Raw genomic sequence first — 20,209 nt, forward strand, 5'->3', positions numbered from 1 at the left:
GGAGGTATTTTTCATGCTTAGAGAAGTTGCTGCAGAGCTGCTGGCCTTGCCCTCACTGCAACCCCTGCTGGAGGGATTAAAGGTTAAAAGCCGCTACCAGCTTGTCTACGGACTCGATGAAAGCGCCCGCACCATGCTGATGGCGGCACTGAGGCTCCATACAGACAGGCCGGTATTAATTGTAACCCCGGATCAAACCCATGCCGGCAGAATATATGAAGATATGCTCTCGGTTTTTAAAGATGAGGATGTTTACCTTTTTCCCGGCAAAGAACTGCTTTATTACAGCAATCTTTTTTCGGAGAGCGGTGATGCGGCGGCGCAAAGAATAGCTGCCATGAAACGTCTGGCCCGTGGCGATAATATTGTGGTGGTGGCCACCGTGTCCGCCATGGTAACCAAGATGCCTCCCTTTGCACCCTGGCAGGAGGCTTGTTTCACTTTACGCCCCGATGATGATATCCCCATTGATGAATTGCTGGGAAAGCTGGTGGATGGCGGATATGAACGGGTGGAAATGGTGGATGTGCAGGGTCAGGTCTCTGTGCGCGGCGGCATTGTTGATATTTACCCCGCCGGGGAACCGTATCCCTACCGGATTGAGTTCTTCGGAGAAACGGTGGACTCCATCCGTCGCTTTGATCCGGAGAGTCAGCGTTCCCGGGAACGGGTGGATCTGTTAGAGCTGACTCCGGCGCGGGAGTTGGTGGTGACGGCGGCGGAACGTAAAAACGCCCTTTCGGCCCTGGCCAAAGAAGATGCCAAGCTCTCGGAGCAGTTGGCCAAAGGAGTGCGCACCGAGGCGGAAGGAAAGCTGCAGGAAAGACTGGCGGAACATATGGAAAAAATCCGTGAGGAAGTGTATTTCCCCGGGATGGAGCAGTATCTGCTATACTTTTATGACCAGGCGGCCAAAATAACCGATTATTTTCCCGATAATACCCTGCTTTTTATTGATGAGCCTCAGCGCTGTGAAAATACCGCGGAACAGTTGGTCCGTGAAATCGGCGAAATGCAAAGTACGCTGTTTGCCCAGGGCGACCTTCCGGCACGGTCGGCAGATATGGTCTGGTCATATAAGAGTTTGCTGGCCAATCTGCTTACCCAATTGGTGGCCTTTTCCCTTTTTGCCCACAGCAGTGACCATCATCCCTACCGTCGCAGCGTTTCACTCAGTGCCAAACCGGTGCCGAAATTTTTGGGTCAGTGGGACTTATTTGGAGAAGAGGTGGGCCAATGGCGCCGGCAGGGCTACCGCGTGGTGATTCTTACTTCCTCCAGGCAGCGCAGCACCGGTATTGTGGAGGTGTTGGCGGAAAAAAATATTCCGGCCCATTATACCCTCTCAGAGCCGGATTTGGCCCAGCGTTCGGTAACGCTTTTGCACGGCAGCCTGGAGAGCGGTTTTGTGTTGCCGGAGATAAAGTTGGTGCTGTTAACCGAGCAGGATATCCTGCCGCAAAAGAAAAAGAAACGCCGCATCAAAGGTAAAGAAGGGGTGCGGGTCGGCGACTATCAGGAGCTGCAGGTCGGTGATTTTGTGGTGCATGAGCAGCACGGCATCGGCCAATACCTGGGCTTGCGTACCCTGGATGTGGGCGGAACGCAACGGGACTATCTTTATATCCAATATTCCGGCAATGATAAATTATATATTCCCATAGAGCAGATTGATGTGGTTCGCAAATATATCGGCGTGGAAGGGAAAAAGCCTAAAATGTCTGCGCTGGGCGGCGGAGAGTGGAGCCGCGTCAAAGCCCGGGTACAGGCGTCGGTACAGGAGTTGGCCAAGGAGTTATTGGCGCTCTATGCCGCCCGGGAAACGGAACCGGGCCATGCCTTTTCCCCCGACCATTCCTGGCAGAAAGATTTTGAAGCGGCCTTTCCCTACGAAGAGACACCGGATCAGCTGCAGGCCATTGCCGAAGTAAAGCAGGATATGGAAAAGAGTACCGTTACCGATCGGCTGCTATGCGGTGATGTGGGCTATGGAAAAACGGAAGTGGCTCTGCGCGGAGCCTTTAAGGCTGTAATGGACGACAAGCAGGCCGCATTTCTGGTGCCCACCACGGTGTTGGCCCAGCAGCATTATCATAACTTCGTAGAAAGGCTGGAAGGGTTTCCCGTTAATGTGGGCATTTTAAGCCGCTTCCAGAGCCCGGCGGAGCAGAAAGAAACCATCAAGGGGTTAAAAGAAGGCACCATTGACCTGGTGGTGGGAACACACCGTATTCTCTCCAAGGATATTCGCTTCCGTGACCTGGGCTTTTTGGTGGTGGATGAGGAGCAGCGCTTTGGTGTGCGCCATAAAGAGCGGATTAAGATGCTTAAGAAAAATCTGGATGTACTGACCATGACCGCCACCCCCATACCCCGCACCCTGCATATGTCTTTGGTGGGCGTGCGGGACATGAGTGTAATTGAAACCCCGCCGGAAGACCGCTATCCTATTCAGACCTATGTGCTGGAGTATTCCGATGCCCTGATCCGGGAAGCGGTGATGCGGGAGCTGAACCGCGGCGGGCAGGTATATTTTGTGCATAACCGGGTGCAGAGTATTAACCGCTGGGCGGCTAAGCTGCAGGAGCTGATGCCGGAAGTGCGGCTGGCGGTGGCCCATGGCCAGATGCCGGAGGACCGGCTGGAGAAAGTGATGATGGGCTTTTTGGAAGGTGAATATGATGTGCTTTTATCCACCACCATAGTGGAGGCGGGCCTTGATATCCCCAATGTAAATACCATTATTATTCAGGATGCCGATAAATTCGGCCTGGCTCAGCTTTATCAGCTGCGCGGCCGGGTGGGACGCTCCAACCGCATTGCCTATGCTTATCTCACTTACCAGAAAGATAAGGTGCTCACCGAGGTGGCGGAAAAAAGGCTGCAGGCCATTAAAGAATTTACCGAACTGGGATCCGGCTTTAAGATTGCCATGCGGGATTTGGAAATTCGGGGCGCCGGCAATATCCTGGGACCGGAACAGCACGGGTTTATGATGGCGGTTGGCTTTGATTTGTATGTTAAGCTGCTGGAGGATGCCATCCGCACTTATAAAGGACAGGAAGAAGATACCCGGCAGGAACCGCGCATTGAGATTCAGGCCGATGCCTATTTGCCCGCCAGCTATATCTCCGATGCCAGGCAAAAAATCGTGTTTTATCAAAAAGTGGCGGCGGTGGAGAGTGTGGAACAAGTACTGGAGGCCAAAGAAGAACTATGCGACCGGTACGGTCCGCTGCCCGCCGCTGCCGAAAACCTGTTAAACGTAGCGCATGTAAAACTATTGGCCCGGGAATTGTATGTTTCGTCGGTCAGTGAGGAAAAAGGGGAAATTCAGATTCGTTTTACCAAGGATTTTACCCTGAGCGGGGACCTGTTGCTCAAGCTGTCTAAACAGTTTAAGGGGCGTCTCACCGCCGGAACGGGAAAGCAGTTTATCCTGGCCTTCCGTTTGAACACACGCTCTGCCGGCGAGCGGTTGCTGTTTATTTTGGAACTATTTGACGAACTGAAAAAGCTTGCAATTAAAGATAATATTCACTTATAATTAGGTTATGTCCAAAAACAAAAGGGGAGAGTGTAACATGTTCTTCAGACAAAAACGCGTGCTCACAGGGGTGCTGGCAGTTCTTTTGCTGGCGATGCTGGTTGTGGCCGGGTGCGGCGGAAACTCTGCAGCCAATACTGTGGCCAACGTAAATGGTGAGGAAATCACCCGCGCTGAACTTGATGCGTATATGAATGTGTTGGCATTGTTTATGCCTGAGCTGCAGCAGATGCTTGAGAGCGAAGAGCTGCGGGGCATGATTGAAGGCGAGATTTTAAGTGTTATGGTACAAAACGTGGTTGTGGAACAGGCCGCCAAAGATTTGGGGTTATCCGTTTCCGATGAGGAGCTTCAGGCCGAATATGAAGAATTCAGGGCCATGATGGGCGGCATGTCTGATGAAGATTTCCAGGAAGTACTCAAAGAGTATGACATTAACGAGGAAGACCTGAAGCAATCTTTGCGTGCCGATGTCTACGTGGACAAACTGGAACAACACTTTGCTTCCGATATCACAGATGAAGACATTCAGGCTTTTATTGATGAAAATCCGTCTTTTGGCAGACAGCCTGCCACGTTGGAATTAAGCCATATCCTCTTTGATGAAGAGGAAGAGGCGCTGGAAGCGCGGGAGCGTATTCTGGCCGGTGAAGATTTTGGCGACCTGGCAGTGGAGCTTTCCCAGGATCCCACGGCACAAAATGAAGGCCATCCCGGCTATCGTGGTTACCTGGGCGATAATATTGCAGAAGACACTCAGGATTTCTGGTCAGATTTTATGGAAGGCGCCAACAACATCTCTGAAGACGGAGAAGTGTCCCCACCGGTGGAAACCCAGGGTGGCTGGCATTTGATTAAGCTGCATGCCCGCACACCGGAAGTGGAGCTTTCCTTTGAAGAAGCCCGCGAGGATGCTTTTGTTGCTTTAAGTGTGGATCTGATGAACCAGCATCTGGACGGCGTATTTGCAGCTGCTGAAATCGAAACCACGCTATAGCAAATCTTTTCTAGCGATTCTAATTAAATGAATAAAAGACTTCCCTCCGATATATACTATGATTAGAGGTTAAGACTGTAATTCTATGCAGAAAAAGGAGGGGAAGTCTGCTTGAAGGCAACAGGTATAGTACGCAGGATCGATGACCTGGGACGTGTTGTCATCCCCAAAGAGATTCGCAGAACACTGAAAATCCGTGAAGGCGATCCACTGGAAATATTTGTGGACCGGGACGGTGAAGTGATTCTGAAGAAATATTCACCGATTGGTGAATTAGGCGACTTTGCACAGGAGTATGCCGATTCTCTTTATGAGGCTATGGGTCATATTGCTTTAATTGCCGACAGGGATACAATAATTGCCGTCGCAGGTGCGCCCAAGAAAGAGTTCATGAATAAACCGCTTTCTCCGGCTGTGGAACAGGTAATGGAAACGCGCAAAAGTATCCATATCGATAATACGGCGGAACATAAGTATTATAAGGATGTGGATGAGGATAATGCGCCCAAGTTTGCCGTAGAGGTCATTGCTCCCATTATTTCCGAAGGTGACCCCATCGGTGCCGTAATCTTCGGTGCCAAGGACCAAGGCGCCAAGATGGGTGATTTGGAATTGAAGCTGGTAGAAACGGCGGCCGGATTTTTGGCAAAGCAAATGGAGCAGTAACTAATGGCACAAATTGTAAATGTTATCAGGGAAGCAGTGACTGCGGTTGCTGCTTTCTTCTCTTATTTACACAAATTCTTCACTGATGGTTATTTTTCCAACGTGTGTTATAATAATATGAGATTGCAGGGATTAAGTCTTAGCTTCGAGGTGAGGACTTGACAAAGCAATCTTTTCTTAAAGGTGCGGCAATTTTAACACTGGCCGGTATTTCCGTGCGCTTTGTAGGCGCTTTTTTCCGCATTGTCCTGGCCATGTTCATCGGGGATGAAGGCATTGGCCTTTTCCAGATGGCATATCCGGTTTACAGCACACTGCTGGCCGTTTCCACCGCCGGAGTGCCCATTGCCATTTCCAAGCTGGTGGCGGAAAACCTGGCCCGCGGTAATTATCGCGGGGCATACAGGACTTTTCGTGTGGCCCTTTCTATCCTGGCTCTCTCCGGCTTTCTGATTTCGGCACTGCTCTATCTGGGAGCTGAATATTTTGCGGGATTTCTTACCGACCCGCTGGCTTATCTGCCGCTGGTCAGTATTTCACCGGCTATTTTCCTGGTGACAGTGATGTCTGCTTACCGCGGTTTCTTTCAGGGGCAGCAGCAGATGATGCCCACCGCCATCTCGCAGATTGCCGAACAATTGGGACGGGTGGTTATCGCCCTCCTGCTGGTGCTGTTTTTGTTACCTATGGGCCTGGAGTATGCCGCTGCCGGGGCCAGCTTCGGCGCTGCTGCCGGTGCATTTTGCGGCCTGTTAATCCTGGTTGTGGTCTGGTTAAGGCAGAAAAAACAGTTTATGCACCGTCTAAAGAGGCAACGCGTTAAAGATGACGAAAACATTCGTGCCATTATTTACCGGATTTTTGCCCTGTCTGTACCCATTACTTTAGGAAGCCTGGTAATGCCCTTGATTACCCTGGTGGATTTATCCATTGTGCCGCAGCAGCTAAATGCCGCCGGTTTTGATACTATCCGCGCCAGGGCACTTTATGGTCAGCTAACAGGCATGGCCACCCCCATTATACATATTCCCACCATTATTACCGTTGCTCTGGCCATATCTTTGGTTCCCGCAATGTCTGAAGCTTTGGCCTTAAGGAAAAACAGTCTGGTGCGGGAAAGGTCGTATCTGGCTGTACGGATGACGCTATTATTGGGAATTCCATCCGCTGTGGGGTTGTATCTGTTGGCTGAACCTATAACGGTATTATTATTCGATAATGCGGAAGCGGGCCAGGTTCTGGCGGTGCTGTCCCTGGGAGTGGTTTTTTTAACCCTGTATCAGACCACATCCGCCATATTGCAGGGATTGGGCCGGACCATGGACCCGGTAATTACCCTGTTTTGGGGTGCGTTAATTAAAACCGGGCTTACCTGGTACTTAACGGCTTCCCCGCAGTTACATATCAGAGGCGCTGCCCTGGCTACGGTGATAGGCTTTGGGATAGCGGCCATTCTTAACGTGCAGCGCGTTCAGCGTCTGGCAGATATGCCGCTGCGCCCGGTGGAGACGCTATTAAAGCCGCTGGTTGCCTCGGTGGGTATGGCGGTGGCTGTGCTGAGTATTTACAGTAATTTTGACCTGCTGCACTCATTTTTGAGCCCCTCTGCAGCGGAAAAAGGAGTGACGCTGGTTGCCATCATTGTCGGTGCCCTGGCTTATGCTGTATTGCTTTTTCTGCTGGGCGGAATACGGCGGGAAGATCTGCTCCTGCTGCCTAAAATCGGTGAGCCGTTGGTGCGGTTGGCCGAAAAATTCCATTTACTGCGAGGTTAAGGTATGAAACGAATCTATCTGGTGGGCCTGGGGCCGGGAGACCCGCAGGCCCTTACCCTCCGTTCTTTACAAACTCTGGAAAAAGTGAAGAAAGTTTATATCCGGACCCACAGGCATCCCGGCGTTTCCATGCTGGACAGGCACAATATTGACTATAAGTCATTGGATTTCTTTTATAAAAAATCCGCCACTTTCGAAGAGACGTACCGTAAAATTGCTTTCTTTGTCATTAATGCCGCGCTGCAGCATGGCGAAGTAGCCTATGCGGTTCCCGGCAGCCCTTTTTTCGCGGAAAAAACGGTGGAGCTGATTTTAAAGAAATCCGCTCTTGCCGGTATTTCCTGCCGGGCACTGCCTGCCGTTTCTTTTGTGGAAGCGGTGAGCGCAGAACTTGGCCTGCCCCGGGAGAAGGAACTGGTAGTTCATGATGCGCTGGAGCCGGACAAGCTGTTGGACAACCCGGACAAGCATCTTTTGATTATTCAGGCTTACAACCGCCAGATTGCCTCCCGGGTCAAGCTCCAACTGGCTACTTTATATCCCGAGGAGCACCGTGTTACCGTAGTCCGTGGTGCAGGCTTAGCGGCCCAAAAGATGATGGTTACCGTACCGCTTTATGAGCTGGACAGGCTCTCCTTTATAGATCACCTCACCACAATTTATGTGCCGCCCATCGCTTCTTACGGTATTGCGGATTTGCAGCAGGTGATGCGCACGCTGCGCAGTGAGGACGGCTGTCCCTGGGATCGCGAGCAGGATCATCATTCCCTAAAGCCCTACCTTTTGGAAGAAGCCTATGAAGTAATTGGCGCCATTGACAGCGGCGATAACGACGATTTGTGTGAAGAGTTGGGGGATCTTTTATTGCAGGTAGTCTTTCACTGTCAGATTGCCAATGAAAACCAGGCCTTTGCTTTTCATGACATTGTGGCGGGCATTACAGAAAAGCTGGTGCGGCGTCATCCCCATGTCTTTGGTCAGGGTGATGCCAAGACCGCTGATGAAGTGGTACGTACCTGGCAGCAGATTAAAAAGGATGAAAAGAAGGACAGAAAATCATTATTCACCCTGGAAAACTACCTGCCGTCCCTGCTGCGAGCACAGAAACTGCAGCGCCAGGCCTCCGGTGTGGGGTTTGACTGGCCCGATGCCCAGGGGGCTTGGGATAAGCTGGCAGAAGAGTTAAAAGAATTAAAAGATGCATATAAAGAGCAGGATGGGGCTAAAATAAAGGAAGAAATGGGAGATTTACTCTTTGCGGCAGTAAATGTGGCCAGATTCCTGGATGTGGATGCGGAGCAAGCTTTGGCTGCGGCCACAAACAAATTTTTCACGCGCCTCCGTCACGTGGAAAATAGAGCACGGGATGAAGGGGGAGAGATTGCAGAGTATTCCTTGTCGAAGCTTGACGAATGGTGGAATGAAGCGAAAAAACGCCTAAATGGTTAAAAAAACCTTTGTTTTAGGAAGGATTTGCTAACATTATCGCGAATAAGCTTAAAGTATTCCAAGTATTTTAATCACTGTTATAGGAGGGAATTTTGTGAACAAGTCTGAACTTATCAGCAATGTTGCGGAAAATGCTGGCTTGACAAAAAAGGACACGGAAAAAGTAGTGAATGCAATTTTTGACACCATCGGCGATGCTCTGGCAAAAGGTGACAAGGTGCAGGTTATTGGTTTCGGTACCTTTGATGTGCGCGAGCGCAAAGCCCGTGAGGGACGTAATCCCGCCACCGGCGACACCATTACCATTCCTGCGGTAAAGGTACCTGTCTTTAAAGCAGGTAAAGCTTTAAAGGATACTGTAAAATAATTATATTACGGGACAAGCTTTCCAGCTACATAGCTGCAAAGACGCCAGACTCTCAGAGTCTGGTTTTTTTTTACTGTAGAAAATTATAACGCTTTTGCATTTGCAAAAGCTGCAGCGGTATACAGTACTGAAAGGCGCGCGCTGAGGGAACCGAATAAGCGCGCCTTTCTTGTGTACTGGTAGGAAATTATAACGCTTCGCAGTTAGCGAAGCTGCTAAGGTAACCAGTATTAAAAAACACGCATTGAAGGAACTGAATAGGCGTGTTTTTTTTATTTAATTGCTTATATTTTTTTCCTTCCTTCGAATACTAACAGTACCGAACAAGAAAGAGGAGGCAAAATAGTGAGTAAGCAAAAACGATATTTGCTGGCATTGTTGGTGATTATTATGCTAGGTACCCTCGTTGCCGGTTGTCCGCAATTGCGCAGGGCGCCGGAGATGATCCCGGCACCGGATCCGGAGCAGGATACACCGCTGGACCCCCGCAGGCCCGCTGCAGAACCTCCCCCAATTCCGGAGGAGATTGATGCCGGAGATAACCAGGAGCCCCGGTTGCGTGTCTTCATCGCTGAGGAGAATCAGGTAACTGAAATGGAAATGGAAGAATACCTGATGGGTGTGGTGGCTGCGGAAATGAATCCCGACTGGGATCAGGAGGCGCTGGCTGCTCAGGCCATTATTGCCCGTAGCTTTACTCTGCAAAAGATTGCCGAGGCCGGCGGAGTCCCTCAGCGAAATGCCCATGCATCCACGGATATCCAGGAGTTTCAGGCCTATAATGCAGACGAAATAAATGATAATGTGCGGGAAGCAGTGGAAAGAACCCGCGGACAGGTAGCAGTTCACGGCGGGGAATTTATCCGGGGATGGTTCCATGCTTATGCCGGACCTCGCACTGCACTGGCCGATGAAGGACTGGGCTTTGATGGGCCAAACCCACCGTACATCCACATCGTGGACAGCCCGGCCCAGGATATTATCCCGGAAGAGGAAAGGGACTGGGAAGAAAGCTTCCCCCTTTCTGAGGTGCGTCAAGCTGTCCAATCCATCACCGGAGATGATCCGGGAGAAGTAACCAGTGTGGAAATAGCCGATGAAGGTCCTTCCGGCCGTGTAACCGTCTTTCGCGTCAATGATGTGGAGGTGCCGGCGCCGGAATTCAGGCTGGCCTTGGGCAGCACCGAGATGCGGGCCACCTTTGTGGATGAAATTGAGGTGGAAGGAAACGAACTGGTGATGTCGGGCACAGGCTACGGCCATGGTGTGGGCATGTGCCAGTGGGGTGCCAGGGCCATGGCCGAGGACGGCCAGAGTGCTGAAGAAATAGTTCAGTACTATTACGATAACATCGAGATAGTGAACCTTTGGGAATAAAACGAAAAAAGGCGGCCTGGCCGCCTTTTTTCGTGCATAAAATCTTGTCCACATCATATTTATGGAAATAGAACCAACATAGTGAAAAAGGGGGCCATAAATATGGAGCATTCTTACAGCAAACCGCAAAGCAGTCATAAGCTTGTTATTCATAACCGGGAAGTCATGGATGTGACCGGAGTATTACATGTGGACAGCTTTGATGATGAGGAAGTTATTCTGGAGACAGAACAGGGGCTTCTGGCCATTCGCGGGGAAGATTTACACATTAAACAGCTCAACCTGGAAAAGGGGGAGCTGGGCATTGAGGGCTTGATTTTAGAGTTGGCATACTCCGACGACAAGCGGTTCCGTGATCGCGGCAAAGGCTTGTTCGAGCGTCTCTTTAAATAGGCTAAGCCGGGGGGGATGCCTGTGCAAGATGCTTTTATTGCCCAACAGGTTCATACATTTGCCCTTACCATAATGCTGGGTCTGCTCATCGGCCTGGGCTATGATATGCTAAGGGCTGTGAAGCGCTTTATTCGTTTTTCCCGTGGTATGCAGTTTATCGTGGATTTTCTGTTTTGGCTTTCCGTTACCGTTATGGTTTTTTTGGCGCTGTTGGCCAGTAACTGGGGAGAAGTGCGGATGTATGTTTTTATCGGCTTAGGCACCGGTGGAATTTTTTATACCCTGATTTTAAGCCGCTTTTGCCATTCCCTCATGGTTAGTATCCTGGAGAGAATCATTGCCTGCTGGCGATTTGTGACCAGGCCGATACGTGCGGCGTTTAGGGTGATTAAAGCCTTTGGCGTTAAAACGCGTGGGGTGCTGGTGGGTTGCAAAAAAGGGGCAAGGAATAAAATGGAAAAAATTAAAATTAAGATTAACAGGAAAAAGAAGGAATAATCACCGGGAGCCGCGAATGAATAGTATGTGCCATAAGTTAACTTATTGCCGCCCCAGGCGGCAGAAGGGGCGTACTATGAGAGCGGTGACGGCTGCAAAAAGCAAAAATTTAGCATATCTGCCGGGCGCCCGCGGAGGCCGTCCCTGGCAAAAACGGCTGATTATGGGCCTGATTCTTGTGGTGGTTCTTTATTTTGGCCTGCTCTTTGCTGCACAGTACTGGCGCCTTGTCCAATTTCGCCAGACACTGGATGAGATTGACGCGCAAATTGCCGGTGCCAGGGCACAGAACGAAGAAATGCAGGCAGAAATTGAACGGCTGCACTCGCCGGCCTATCTGGAAGAAATGGCGCGACAGGAACTGGGCATGGTCCGTTCCGGAGAATTATTGTTTTTTTTCCAGAAACCGGACAACCTGCCACAGTAATTTTATAAAATGCCCATTATTCTTGACAAATGGGTAAAAGCATATATAATTAGGTTAGATAGTATTGCAAGGGGGAATTTTGTTCGTATGTCTTTAGTTGTGGGCGCCATAGTAGAAGGAGTGGTTACTGGCATCACTCACTTCGGAGCCTTTGTACAGCTTGCCAACGGAGAAACTGGTCTAGTTCACATTTCCGAAGTCGCTGATTCCTATGTGAAGGATATCAATGAACACCTGCAAAAAAAGGATAAGGTTCAGGTTAAAGTCCTTTCCGTAGACGGAAATGGAAAAATCGGCTTGTCCATAAAGCAGGTTAAGAGTGGTGGGGGTGGCCGCGGCCGTGGTTCCCAGAGCAAAGCTTCACGCCTTTCTTTTGAAGATAAGCTCAATAAGTTCATGAAAGACAGTGATGAACGGTTGCAGGATTTGCGCCGCAGTACCGAATCCAAGCGAGGCGGTAAAGGATCACCGTTTCGTGTAAACTTATAAAAAACAAGTATCCCATTCGGGATACTTGTTTTTTTTGCAAATCGGGGACCCTCTGCGAGGACAGGCGGACCTTTTTTCGCATTTTTTTGCAAGATATTGCAGACATTATGACCTGGAGGGTTGACACTATGCGTCATGCGGCCATTGATATTGGCACAAATTCAGTGCGGCTGCTGGTGGCCGAAGAAAACGGAGGGGCAATGCAGGCTCTGGACCGCCAACTGCAAACCACCCGGCTGGGTAGCGGCTTGATGTCTTGCGGCGTTTTGCCTGTACAGGGAAAGGAAAGAACGCAGGAAGCCGTTGCCGCTTTTGTTCTTAGGGCAAAAGAGTTAAAAGCGGAGAAAATCAGTATTTTTGCCACCAGTGCGCTGCGGGAGGCAGAAGACGGCGCAGCGTTTGCTGTGCAGTTGGAGGAAGCTATTAACAACTCGGTGGAAATTATCAGTGCCCAAACCGAGGCCCGCTACAGTTATCTGGGAGTTATTAAAAGCCTGGGGGAGCAGGACCGCCTGGTGTTTGACCTGGGCGGCGGCTCCTGTGAGCTGATTTGGCCTGATGGAGACAGCCTTGCTTATCTTAGCCTGAAAATAGGGGCAGTGTATCTCACCGATGTATTTTTCCAACAGGACCCTCCTGATGCCGGGGAGGTGGACAAGGCGCGACGATACATCACAGAATGTTTGCAAAAAAATAGTTTTGACCTTAAACCGCTGGCAGGTGTGGGCGGAACCGTGACCAGTCTGGCTGCCATGGCGCAAAAGCTGGCTGTTTATGATCCGGCAAAGGTTCATGGCTATGCCCTGACCCGGGCAGAAATAAAAAGCCAGCTGAAAAAAATGCTGGCTTTACCTGTGGCAGAGAGGGGTATGTTACCTGGTATCCGCAAGGATCGCGCTCCTATCTTGCCTGCGGGTACCCTGGTAATTGATGTTTTGCTGGATATATGTCAGGCTGAAAGCCTGACGGTATCAGAAGGGGATATTCTGCTGGGAGCCCTGTATGCTAACGCATCAGCATAAATTTTGTCCCGATTGCCAGCAGGATAACACCAACGGCCTTTAACCAGGAGAACGGGATTCTTTCCAGTCCAAACAATCCTAAATGATCGATTAGAATGGCGGTGCCCACCTGGCCCACAATAATGGCTGTTGTGGCCGAGGCGACTCCAACACGGCTGATGCTGGCAACTACGGCATAGATAATTACTACACTGATAAGCCCCCCCAGGTAAAGGTACCAAGGAGCCTGGGGAACTTTGCTTAAATTGCCCTGGCCAAGCCGGAAAAGAAACAGCAGAATGACCAAAGCAGCCGCTCCTATAATGTGGACGATAAATGTGGCTTCTAACAGCCCAACTATTTTACCCAGTCCGGTATTCAACGAACCCTGTACCGCCATGGCCACGCCGGCAATAAACGCTATTAAAAGAGCAATCAAAAACATTGTATCAAGACTCCTTCCTTTAAACATTACATATTTTGTGCGTCAGGCAAAGCGTCTATGCGGAAAAAATTTTCCGGCAAGACTGCTTTTTTTTTTTTACCGAAAATTATAACGCTTGGCAGTTTGTGAAGCTGCTAAGGTAAACGGCACTGAAGCGCGTTAAGGAAGTTGAATAAGCGCCCTTTTCTTGCATATGTATGCCTATGAGGGGGGACGTCAATGAAAACGGTGGCTTTGCTGGGCAACCCCAATGTAGGTAAAAGTGTGCTCTTCTATCATTTAACAGGTAATTACGTAACCGTTTCCAACTATCCCGGGACAACTGTGGAAATTTCCCGTGGGTTGGCTAACTTATACGGCAAAACACTTATGATATATGATACACCGGGGATGTACAGCCTGTCTCCGGTCACAGAAGAAGAAGCGGTGACCCGGCGTCTACTTATGGAAAATCCACCGGATGTGGTGGTCCATGTGGTGGATGCCAAAAACCTGCCGCGCATGCTGCCGCTTACCCTGGAGCTGATGGATTGCGGTTTTCCGGTGATTTTGGTGCTGAACATGATGGATGAAGCGGAAAAGCTGGGTGTACGCATCCACGTTGCTGAACTGGCAACCCGGCTGGGAATCCCTGTATTGGAGGCCGCTTTTGTGGAGGGCCGCGGTACCCAGATGCTTAAACGCAAGATAAGCCAAATGGTTACTACGGGCAAAAAGGTTACACCACCTGTGCAGGGAGTTTCCGCTGCAGTACAAAGGCTAGGCCAGTCCCTGAAAGAAAACTATTCTCTGCCCAAAACTATGATAGCCCGTTTTTTGCTGGAAGAAGACCGGGAAATCACAAGCCTGGTACGGAAAAGAGAAGGGCGCAGCGTAGTGGAACATATCTCGGGACAACAGGATGATAGCCTTCAGTATCATTTCGCCATGCAGCGCCATCAGCAAGCTGAGCAAATCCTGTCCGGTATTTTTACCATGGGAACCGATAGCAGCCGCGGATGGCTGGACCGCTTCACCCTGAACCCACTGGGCGGATTTTTGGTGACCGCCATGATACTGTATGTGGGGCTGTACCTTTTGGTAGGCCGTTTTGGCGCAGGCACGCTGGTGGATTTATTGGAAGGAACTCTTTTGGGACAGATGATTATTCCCCAGCTGGTGAGATGGGTGGAAGCATTTCTCCCCTGGCCGGCGGTACAGGAGTTACTTGCCGGTGAGTTTGGCGTGCTGACATTGGGGTTTCGCTATGCCTTTGGCATTATCTTACCCATTGTGGGAACCTTTTTCTTTGTTTTTGCCGTATTGGAGGATACCGGATATTTGCCAAGACTGGCCTATTGGGTTGATCAGTATATGGCAAAGCTGGGCTTAAACGGCAGAGCAGTCATTCCTTTAACCCTGGGTTTAGGCTGCGGCACCATGGCGGTGCTGGTAACCAGAACACTGGAATCGGCCCGGGAGAGGTTTATTGCCACTTTTCTTTTGGCGCTGGCAATCCCCTGCTCAGCGCAGTTAGGATTGATATTAGCCTTATTGTCCGCAGAGCCTGTGTTCTTACTGATATGGGTTTGTGTGGTGGGTGCAGTCTTTTTGTTTGCCGGGCAAATTCTTCATGCCGTACTGCCGGGGTACCGTCCACCATTTTTTATGGAACTGCCGCCGCTGCGCTTTCCTTCATTGAATGCAATTTTTCAAAAAACGCTGGCGAGAATGCGCTGGTATTTCCTGGAGATTATCCCCGTTTTTTTGGTGGTAAGCCTGGTTCTGTTTACGCTGGGGCAGTTGGGGCAGCTAGACCGACTGGCAGCGTTGCTGGCGCCACTTCTGGGCAGGATGGGTTTACCGGACGACCTGTCGTTGGTTTTTCTCTATGGCTTTTTCCGGCGGGATTATGGTGCAGCCGGGCTCTTTGACCTGTATCGCGGGGGTTTTTTAGACGGTGCTCAACTGTTGGTGGCGGCGGTGGTGCTGACCCTGTTTTTCCCCTGCCTTGCGCAGCTGGGTGTTATGATTCGCGAGCGCGGTATCGGTATATCCATGTTGATTCTGCTTTTGGTGTCCATTTTGGCCTTTGGTACCGGCCTGCTTCTCAGCACGGTATTGGGTCTGGCAACTTTTTAGGGAGTGATGTTATGGCCAGCCGTATTTCTCTGGATAAATGCCGTGTCGGGGACACGGGGAAAATCACTGAATTAGGAACTAAAGACCGCACAATCCTTGGTAAACTGATGAGTCTCGGCATAGTTCCGGGGGTGAGGGTGCGCTTGCTGAGGCGTGGCCCCGGTTTTCTGGTGCAGGCCGGGCACACTAAAGTGGCCTTGGATCAAAGGTTTGCCGCCCATATTATTATGGAAATAAATAGGAGGTAATTTGTCGAAAAGTTTTTTGCTTCCCCTGCCCCGCTTTGACAAATTCCTGTGCATAAAGATTCTATAATGTGAAGAAGGTGAACATAAAGGGGGGTTCTTATGCCGGAGCACAGCTCGGTCATTGAGCCGTATGTCAGGGTGAGAAAGACCCGGGAAAAAAAATATGCCAAAGCACTGAAGATGCGCAGGCTGAATTTCCCCGCTGGACTTATCAGTTGGGAAACGGCCGGTGCGTGCGCTGCATTGGCTCTCTTAACAAACCTTCGTCTGATGGGGGAGTTGGCGCCTTTTGGCCTGGCATTCTGGGCTGTGGCGGCGCGGGGAGAGCGGTACCGCCTGCTACTCTATGGGCTAATCGCATTAACAACGGCATTTATTTCAGGCGGGATCCATTTTGCGGCGGGCATGTTTTTGGCCATGCTGGTATTTGGTTTTCTCAGGTACAAGCTGTCCAGGCCGCGTTTGCCGCTGATAGTTATTGTGGGACTGGCATTGCCTGCGGGTATGCTACCGGTGGCCTGGCTTAGTCAATTCCATACCTATGATGTATTGCTTTTGGTGCTGGAAGCGATTCTGGCCATGCTTTCTACGGCAGTTTTTATGCAGGTATACAGGCACCCACCGGCTAAACTGGCGCCGGACAAGCATATTGAGGGCATTACGTCCTGGATTGTTTTTTTAGGGCTGCTGTTATTGGCCCTGATGCAGGGAGGCGGGATTTTAACGCAGGTAAGCCATGGTTTGGCACGGCTGATTGTGATGGCGGCAGCTCTGGCCTTTGGGCCGGGGATGGCTGCTGCCGCCGGTGCGCTGCTGGGCTTTTTCCTGGGCATTCAGGGAGTAGGTTTTATCTGGGCCGGTGTGCTGGCCTTTGCCGGCTTTCTGGCCGGATTGTTCAGACCCTACGGTAAAGTGTTTACTGCCGTTGGCTTTCTGCTGGCAACCACGTCGCTGTCCCTTTATATAAGCGGATGGGAATCGGTTCCCATGGAAGCGGCGGTCACCTCGGCGGCAATAGTGTTTTTCCTCCTGGGGCCTGTCTTTCCTGAGAGGTTGCAGGCCCTGGCTCCTTTTGTCGGTCAGGGGGCGGAGGATGAAGCAGAAAAAGTACGGGAGCTAACAGCGGTACGCATTAAAGATTATGCTCTTGTTTTCCGGGAACTGGCAGCTGCGTTTCAGCAGGTGGCGGCTCTGGAAAAAAGAGAAAAGGAGCCGCCCATGGCATCCACGGTGGAGGCGGTGGTGGAGCGGGTCTGCAAGTTCTGCCCGTCACGCCGGCGCTGTTGGGAAAAGGATGCTCAGCGGACGTATAACGCCATGCTCCGTGTTTTGGCCGACTTAAACAGCGGACAAAATATCCGGGAGATAAAGGGTCCTGATTTCTTTGTGAAAATATGCCGTAAAAAGGATGACTTTTTACGGGCGGTGCATCTGGTTCATGAGCTGGAATCTTATCAGCAGAACTGTAACATGAGGCTGGAAGAGGGCCGTGAACTGATGACAATACAATTAGCGGGGTTATCACAAATTATGTTAGAATTATCTAAAGAAGTTAGACAGGGCGTTGGGGAAATGCATCAGCGCAGCAGACATCAGTTTTTCCATGTGGAGATTGGCGTGGCGCAGGCAGCCAAAGGGGACGCCGATGTTTGTGGTGACTATTACAGCTATCTTGAACTGCGGGACGGAAAACAGGCTTTCATTTTAAGCGATGGCATGGGTAACGGCAGCAAGGCTCATCAGGAAAGCCGTTCGGCGGTTCAACTGGTGGAACAGTTATTATTGGCCGGCTTTCGCAATGAAGCAGTGGTGCGGACCGTAAATACCATTTTACAGTTGCGTTCCAGCGAAGAAAACTTTGCCACGTTGGATGTGCTTTTGGTGGATACCGAACATGGCGAGGCTGAATTTTTGAAAATAGGCGCCGCACCCAGTTATCTGCGCCACAGCGGCAGGGTGCGGGAGATTAAAAGCCCCTCGGTACCTTTGGGGATTTTAAATGATGTGGAACTAAAACCGGTAAAAATTACTTTGGATGATGACGCGCTGATTGTTATGGCCACAGACGGCATTTTTGAGGTGCTGCCCAGCCAGCCGGATTGGCTGAAAAAATCTTTGGCGAGCCACGACTTGCATCACCCGCAGGTTTTGGCCGATGAAGTTATTCACCAGTCCCGGCTTCTCTCAGGCCGTCCTGAACTGCGTGACGATGTAACCGTTCTTGTCTGTCGCGCCAAGCGTCTGAAACATAAAATACGGGACCTGGTGTCCTGATGAAGGCCCCTCTGCCGAGGGGCTGCTTTTTTTCCTCAAACGCGCTTTTGTTGCTGCAGGAAGGAATTTCCCGGGCTAACGAGAAGAACAATAACGTCGTAGAGTTAAATCGAAATTTTAGGGGAGGGGCACGGCTTGCGGGAAAGGGTTCTGCGGACAATCCAAAAGAATCAGCTGTTTTTACCGGGGCAGAAGGTGGTGGTGGCCGTCTCCGGCGGACCGGACTCCCTGATGCTTTTGCACGTTCTTTGGGAGTTGTCTGCAAAGCTTGGCATTACTTTGCATGTTGCCCACATACACCACGGCCTGCGCGCCGAGTCCGACCAAGAAGCTGTGGCGGTAAAAAAGATGGCCCTTGGTTTAGGATTGCCCGTATCAGTTAGCAGGGTGAATGTGGGAAATCGGCGGCAAAAAACCGGCACTTCGCTACAGGCTACAGCACGGCAGGTCCGCTACGGCGCTCTGGAACGGATTGCGCACAGGGTGGGCGCCGCCTGTATTGCCACCGCCCATCACCGGGATGATCTGGTGGAGACGCTATTGCTACGCCTTTTGAGCGGTAGCGGCCTGGACGGATTAAAAGGATTTCCCATGCAGCGCGTTTTGCCCTCAGGCCTGTCTGTGGTTCGTCCCCTCTATGATGTCACCCGGAAGGAAATAGAAGCCTATTGTAGAACCTATAAGCTAAAACCGCTCCACGATCCCACAAATAGGAAGGCTGATTATTTGCGAAACCGGGTGCGCCTGCGCCTGTTGCCGTTTTTGGAAAGGGAGTTCGGCAGTCACGTGCGTCAATCCCTGGCCCGGGTGGCGGCTTTGTTGGGGCAGGACAGTACATTGCTGACAGAGGTAACCTCGGATGCTTTTGCCCGGGTATGTGAGACGGCCGGAAGAAACAGCGTTGTGCTGAACATAAATAAACTTCATGCTCTGCCGCCGGCATTGCAGGCCAGGGTTGTGCGCAGTGCTTTGTGGCAAAGCGGCGTCAAGCGCCCCGGACGCCTGCATGTGGAACAGGTGGTGGCCCTGACGAAAAAAGAGTCGCCTTCAGCTCAATTAACTCTGCCCGATGAAGTCCGGGCCTGGCGGCAATACCACCGGCTCTGTATCGGGCGCCCGGAGGCTGAGCCACAAATAGAAGGCATTGAAGTGGTGGTGCCGGGACAGACTTGTCTTAAAAGCGTAGGGCAGAAAATCGAGGCAGAAATCCGGCCGGTGCAGGAAGTGAGCCTGCCGTCCTCAGACAGAAACCAAGCGTGCCTGGACCTGGACCGGCTGAAAATGCCGCTGGTTGTGCGACGGCGCAAGCCGGGAGACCGCATGCACCCGTTGGGTGCACCGGGAAAAAGAAAAGTAAAGAAGGTATTGGCCGACAGAAAAGTTCCACGCCGGCAACGTGAAGAAGTGCCCCTGGTATTAAGCGGGGAAGAAATTGCCTGGCTGGGAGGCGTGGAGATAGCGGAACCTTTTCGTATAACAAAGGATACCAAAAGGGTGCTGCTATTAAGGCTTGATTCTATAAGAGAAAAGGATGATGCAGAATGTCAGAGAAATACGTAGAAAAAGTGTTGCTGGACCAAGCCGCAATCAAGGAGAAGGTAGCTGAGTTGGGCCGGCAAATCAGCGAAGATTATCAGGATAAAGAGCTGCTTATGATTTGCGTGTTAAAGGGAGCGGTGATTTTTCTGGCCGATTTAATGCGGGAGATTTCTATCCCTGTTTCCATTGATTTTATGGCGGTTTCTTCGTATGGTGCCTCAACCGAATCCTCGGGAGTGGTGCGAATTCTTAAAGACTTGGATTGCAGTATCGAAAACAGGCACTGCCTGATTGTGGAAGATATTATAGACAGCGGGCTTACCTTAAAATACCTGGAAGAAAACCTGATGTCCCGCCAACCGGCATCTTTGAAAATTGTTACACTGCTTGATAAGCCGGAGAGACGCCGTGTGGATATTAAACCTGATTACTGCGGCTTTCGGATTCCCGATGAGTTCGTGGTGGGCTACGGACTTGATTTCGATGAAAACTACCGCCATTTACCGGAAATCTGTGTGTTGGCTGATAAATAAGAGAGCAGCAAAGAGGAAATACCGGAAATTATAACGCTTTCGCATATACAGCGCCTTTTTGTT

Annotated in this window: 18 protein-coding genes; 17 read left to right on the forward strand and 1 reads right to left on the reverse strand. The window is 50.8% G+C overall.

Features of this window, described 5'->3' with window-relative positions; all coding sequences use genetic code 11:
* The 12 genes from mfd to DEALDRAFT_RS12145 all read left to right on the forward strand — a co-directional run.
* The coding region (gene mfd / locus DEALDRAFT_RS12090; protein WP_050780823.1) for a transcription-repair coupling factor at positions 1-3,547 on the forward strand (3,547 nt) is incomplete at its 5' end.
* A gap of 37 nt (positions 3,548-3,584) precedes the next feature.
* Positions 3,585-4,544 carry a SurA N-terminal domain-containing protein gene (locus DEALDRAFT_RS12095; protein WP_008517848.1) on the forward strand — a complete coding sequence of 320 codons (960 nt, stop codon included), beginning with the start codon at positions 3,585-3,587 and terminating at the stop codon, positions 4,542-4,544.
* Positions 4,545-4,655: 111 nt separating this feature from the next.
* On the forward strand, positions 4,656-5,210 hold the full coding sequence (gene spoVT / locus DEALDRAFT_RS12100) for a stage V sporulation protein T (protein WP_008517850.1): 555 nt from the start codon (positions 4,656-4,658) through the stop codon (positions 5,208-5,210).
* 158 nt (positions 5,211-5,368) lie between these two features.
* Positions 5,369-6,985, forward strand: coding sequence for a putative polysaccharide biosynthesis protein (locus DEALDRAFT_RS12105; RefSeq protein ID WP_008517854.1), 1,617 nt, complete (start codon positions 5,369-5,371; stop codon positions 6,983-6,985).
* A gap of 3 nt (positions 6,986-6,988) precedes the next feature.
* Positions 6,989-8,434: a bifunctional methyltransferase/pyrophosphohydrolase YabN gene (locus DEALDRAFT_RS12110; RefSeq protein WP_008517856.1), complete on the forward strand. Its 1,446-nt coding sequence runs from the start codon at positions 6,989-6,991 to the stop codon at positions 8,432-8,434.
* Between the two features lie 94 nt (positions 8,435-8,528).
* Positions 8,529-8,801 carry an HU family DNA-binding protein gene (locus DEALDRAFT_RS12115; protein WP_008517859.1) on the forward strand — a complete coding sequence of 91 codons (273 nt, stop codon included), beginning with the start codon at positions 8,529-8,531 and terminating at the stop codon, positions 8,799-8,801.
* A 345-nt stretch (positions 8,802-9,146) separates the two neighbouring features.
* Positions 9,147-10,178: a SpoIID/LytB domain-containing protein gene (locus DEALDRAFT_RS12120; protein WP_008517860.1), complete on the forward strand. Its 1,032-nt coding sequence runs from the start codon at positions 9,147-9,149 to the stop codon at positions 10,176-10,178.
* A gap of 102 nt (positions 10,179-10,280) precedes the next feature.
* Entirely contained in the window at positions 10,281-10,571 is a 291-nt protein-coding gene (yabP, locus tag DEALDRAFT_RS12125) for a sporulation protein YabP (protein ID WP_008517862.1), read from the forward strand.
* Positions 10,572-10,592: 21 nt separating this feature from the next.
* Positions 10,593-11,069, forward strand: coding sequence for a spore cortex biosynthesis protein YabQ (gene yabQ, locus DEALDRAFT_RS16160; protein ID WP_008517865.1), 477 nt, complete (start codon positions 10,593-10,595; stop codon positions 11,067-11,069).
* A 76-nt stretch (positions 11,070-11,145) separates the two neighbouring features.
* Positions 11,146-11,496 carry an FtsB family cell division protein gene (locus DEALDRAFT_RS12135; RefSeq protein ID WP_008517867.1) on the forward strand — a complete coding sequence of 117 codons (351 nt, stop codon included), beginning with the start codon at positions 11,146-11,148 and terminating at the stop codon, positions 11,494-11,496.
* Positions 11,497-11,583: 87 nt separating this feature from the next.
* Positions 11,584-11,985: a S1 RNA-binding domain-containing protein gene (locus DEALDRAFT_RS12140; protein ID WP_008517869.1), complete on the forward strand. Its 402-nt coding sequence runs from the start codon at positions 11,584-11,586 to the stop codon at positions 11,983-11,985.
* A gap of 128 nt (positions 11,986-12,113) precedes the next feature.
* On the forward strand, positions 12,114-13,007 hold the full coding sequence (locus DEALDRAFT_RS12145) for a Ppx/GppA phosphatase family protein (protein ID WP_008517871.1): 894 nt from the start codon (positions 12,114-12,116) through the stop codon (positions 13,005-13,007).
* Here the strand turns inward: DEALDRAFT_RS12145 and DEALDRAFT_RS12150 are convergent.
* Positions 12,991-13,431 carry a DMT family transporter gene (locus tag DEALDRAFT_RS12150; protein WP_008517873.1) on the reverse strand — a complete coding sequence of 147 codons (441 nt, stop codon included), beginning with the start codon at positions 13,429-13,431 and terminating at the stop codon, positions 12,991-12,993. The genes DEALDRAFT_RS12145 and DEALDRAFT_RS12150 overlap by 17 nt on opposite strands.
* A gap of 219 nt (positions 13,432-13,650) precedes the next feature.
* Here DEALDRAFT_RS12150 and feoB point away from each other — a divergent pair, with 219 nt between their 5' ends.
* From feoB to hpt, 5 genes are all read left to right on the forward strand, one after another.
* Positions 13,651-15,552, forward strand: a complete 1,902-nt coding sequence (gene feoB, locus DEALDRAFT_RS12155) for a ferrous iron transport protein B (protein WP_008517875.1) — start codon at positions 13,651-13,653, stop codon at positions 15,550-15,552.
* A gap of 11 nt (positions 15,553-15,563) precedes the next feature.
* On the forward strand, positions 15,564-15,800 hold the full coding sequence (locus tag DEALDRAFT_RS12160; RefSeq protein ID WP_008517877.1) for a FeoA family protein: 237 nt from the start codon (positions 15,564-15,566) through the stop codon (positions 15,798-15,800).
* A 99-nt stretch (positions 15,801-15,899) separates the two neighbouring features.
* Positions 15,900-18,074 carry a SpoIIE family protein phosphatase gene (locus DEALDRAFT_RS12165; RefSeq protein WP_008517879.1) on the forward strand — a complete coding sequence of 725 codons (2,175 nt, stop codon included), beginning with the start codon at positions 15,900-15,902 and terminating at the stop codon, positions 18,072-18,074.
* A 135-nt stretch (positions 18,075-18,209) separates the two neighbouring features.
* Positions 18,210-19,634, forward strand: coding sequence for a tRNA lysidine(34) synthetase TilS (gene tilS, locus DEALDRAFT_RS12170; RefSeq protein ID WP_008517881.1), 1,425 nt, complete (start codon positions 18,210-18,212; stop codon positions 19,632-19,634).
* Positions 19,616-20,146 (forward strand): hypoxanthine phosphoribosyltransferase, encoded by a 531-nt coding sequence (gene hpt / locus DEALDRAFT_RS12175; protein ID WP_008517883.1) that lies wholly within the window; start codon positions 19,616-19,618, stop codon positions 20,144-20,146. Before tilS ends, hpt begins: the two co-directional genes overlap by 19 nt.
* Positions 20,147-20,209: the final 63 nt, after the last annotated feature.

The sequence above is a fragment of the Dethiobacter alkaliphilus AHT 1 genome (assembly GCF_000174415.1).
Taxonomy (GTDB): domain Bacteria; phylum Bacillota; class Dethiobacteria; order Dethiobacterales; family Dethiobacteraceae; genus Dethiobacter; species Dethiobacter alkaliphilus.

What these genes read in the sequence shown, in the direction of transcription:
- DEALDRAFT_RS12095 (WP_008517848.1), top strand. Translation starts at nt 3,585, where the DNA reads ATGTTCTTCAGACAAAAACGCGTGCTCACAGGGGTGCTGGCAGTTCTT.
- DEALDRAFT_RS12110 (WP_008517856.1), top strand. Translation starts at nt 6,989, where the DNA reads ATGAAACGAATCTATCTGGTGGGCCTGGGGCCGGGAGACCCGCAGGCC.
- yabP (WP_008517862.1), top strand. Translation starts at nt 10,281, where the DNA reads ATGGAGCATTCTTACAGCAAACCGCAAAGCAGTCATAAGCTTGTTATT.
- DEALDRAFT_RS12135 (WP_008517867.1), top strand. Translation starts at nt 11,146, where the DNA reads ATGAGAGCGGTGACGGCTGCAAAAAGCAAAAATTTAGCATATCTGCCG.
- DEALDRAFT_RS12140 (WP_008517869.1), top strand. Translation starts at nt 11,584, where the DNA reads ATGTCTTTAGTTGTGGGCGCCATAGTAGAAGGAGTGGTTACTGGCATC.
- DEALDRAFT_RS12145 (WP_008517871.1), top strand. Translation starts at nt 12,114, where the DNA reads ATGCGTCATGCGGCCATTGATATTGGCACAAATTCAGTGCGGCTGCTG.
- DEALDRAFT_RS12150 (WP_008517873.1), bottom strand. Translation starts at nt 13,431, where the DNA reads ATGTTTTTGATTGCTCTTTTAATAGCGTTTATTGCCGGCGTGGCCATG.
- feoB (WP_008517875.1), top strand. Translation starts at nt 13,651, where the DNA reads ATGAAAACGGTGGCTTTGCTGGGCAACCCCAATGTAGGTAAAAGTGTG.
- DEALDRAFT_RS12160 (WP_008517877.1), top strand. Translation starts at nt 15,564, where the DNA reads ATGGCCAGCCGTATTTCTCTGGATAAATGCCGTGTCGGGGACACGGGG.
- DEALDRAFT_RS12165 (WP_008517879.1), top strand. Translation starts at nt 15,900, where the DNA reads ATGCCGGAGCACAGCTCGGTCATTGAGCCGTATGTCAGGGTGAGAAAG.
- hpt (WP_008517883.1), top strand. Translation starts at nt 19,616, where the DNA reads ATGTCAGAGAAATACGTAGAAAAAGTGTTGCTGGACCAAGCCGCAATC.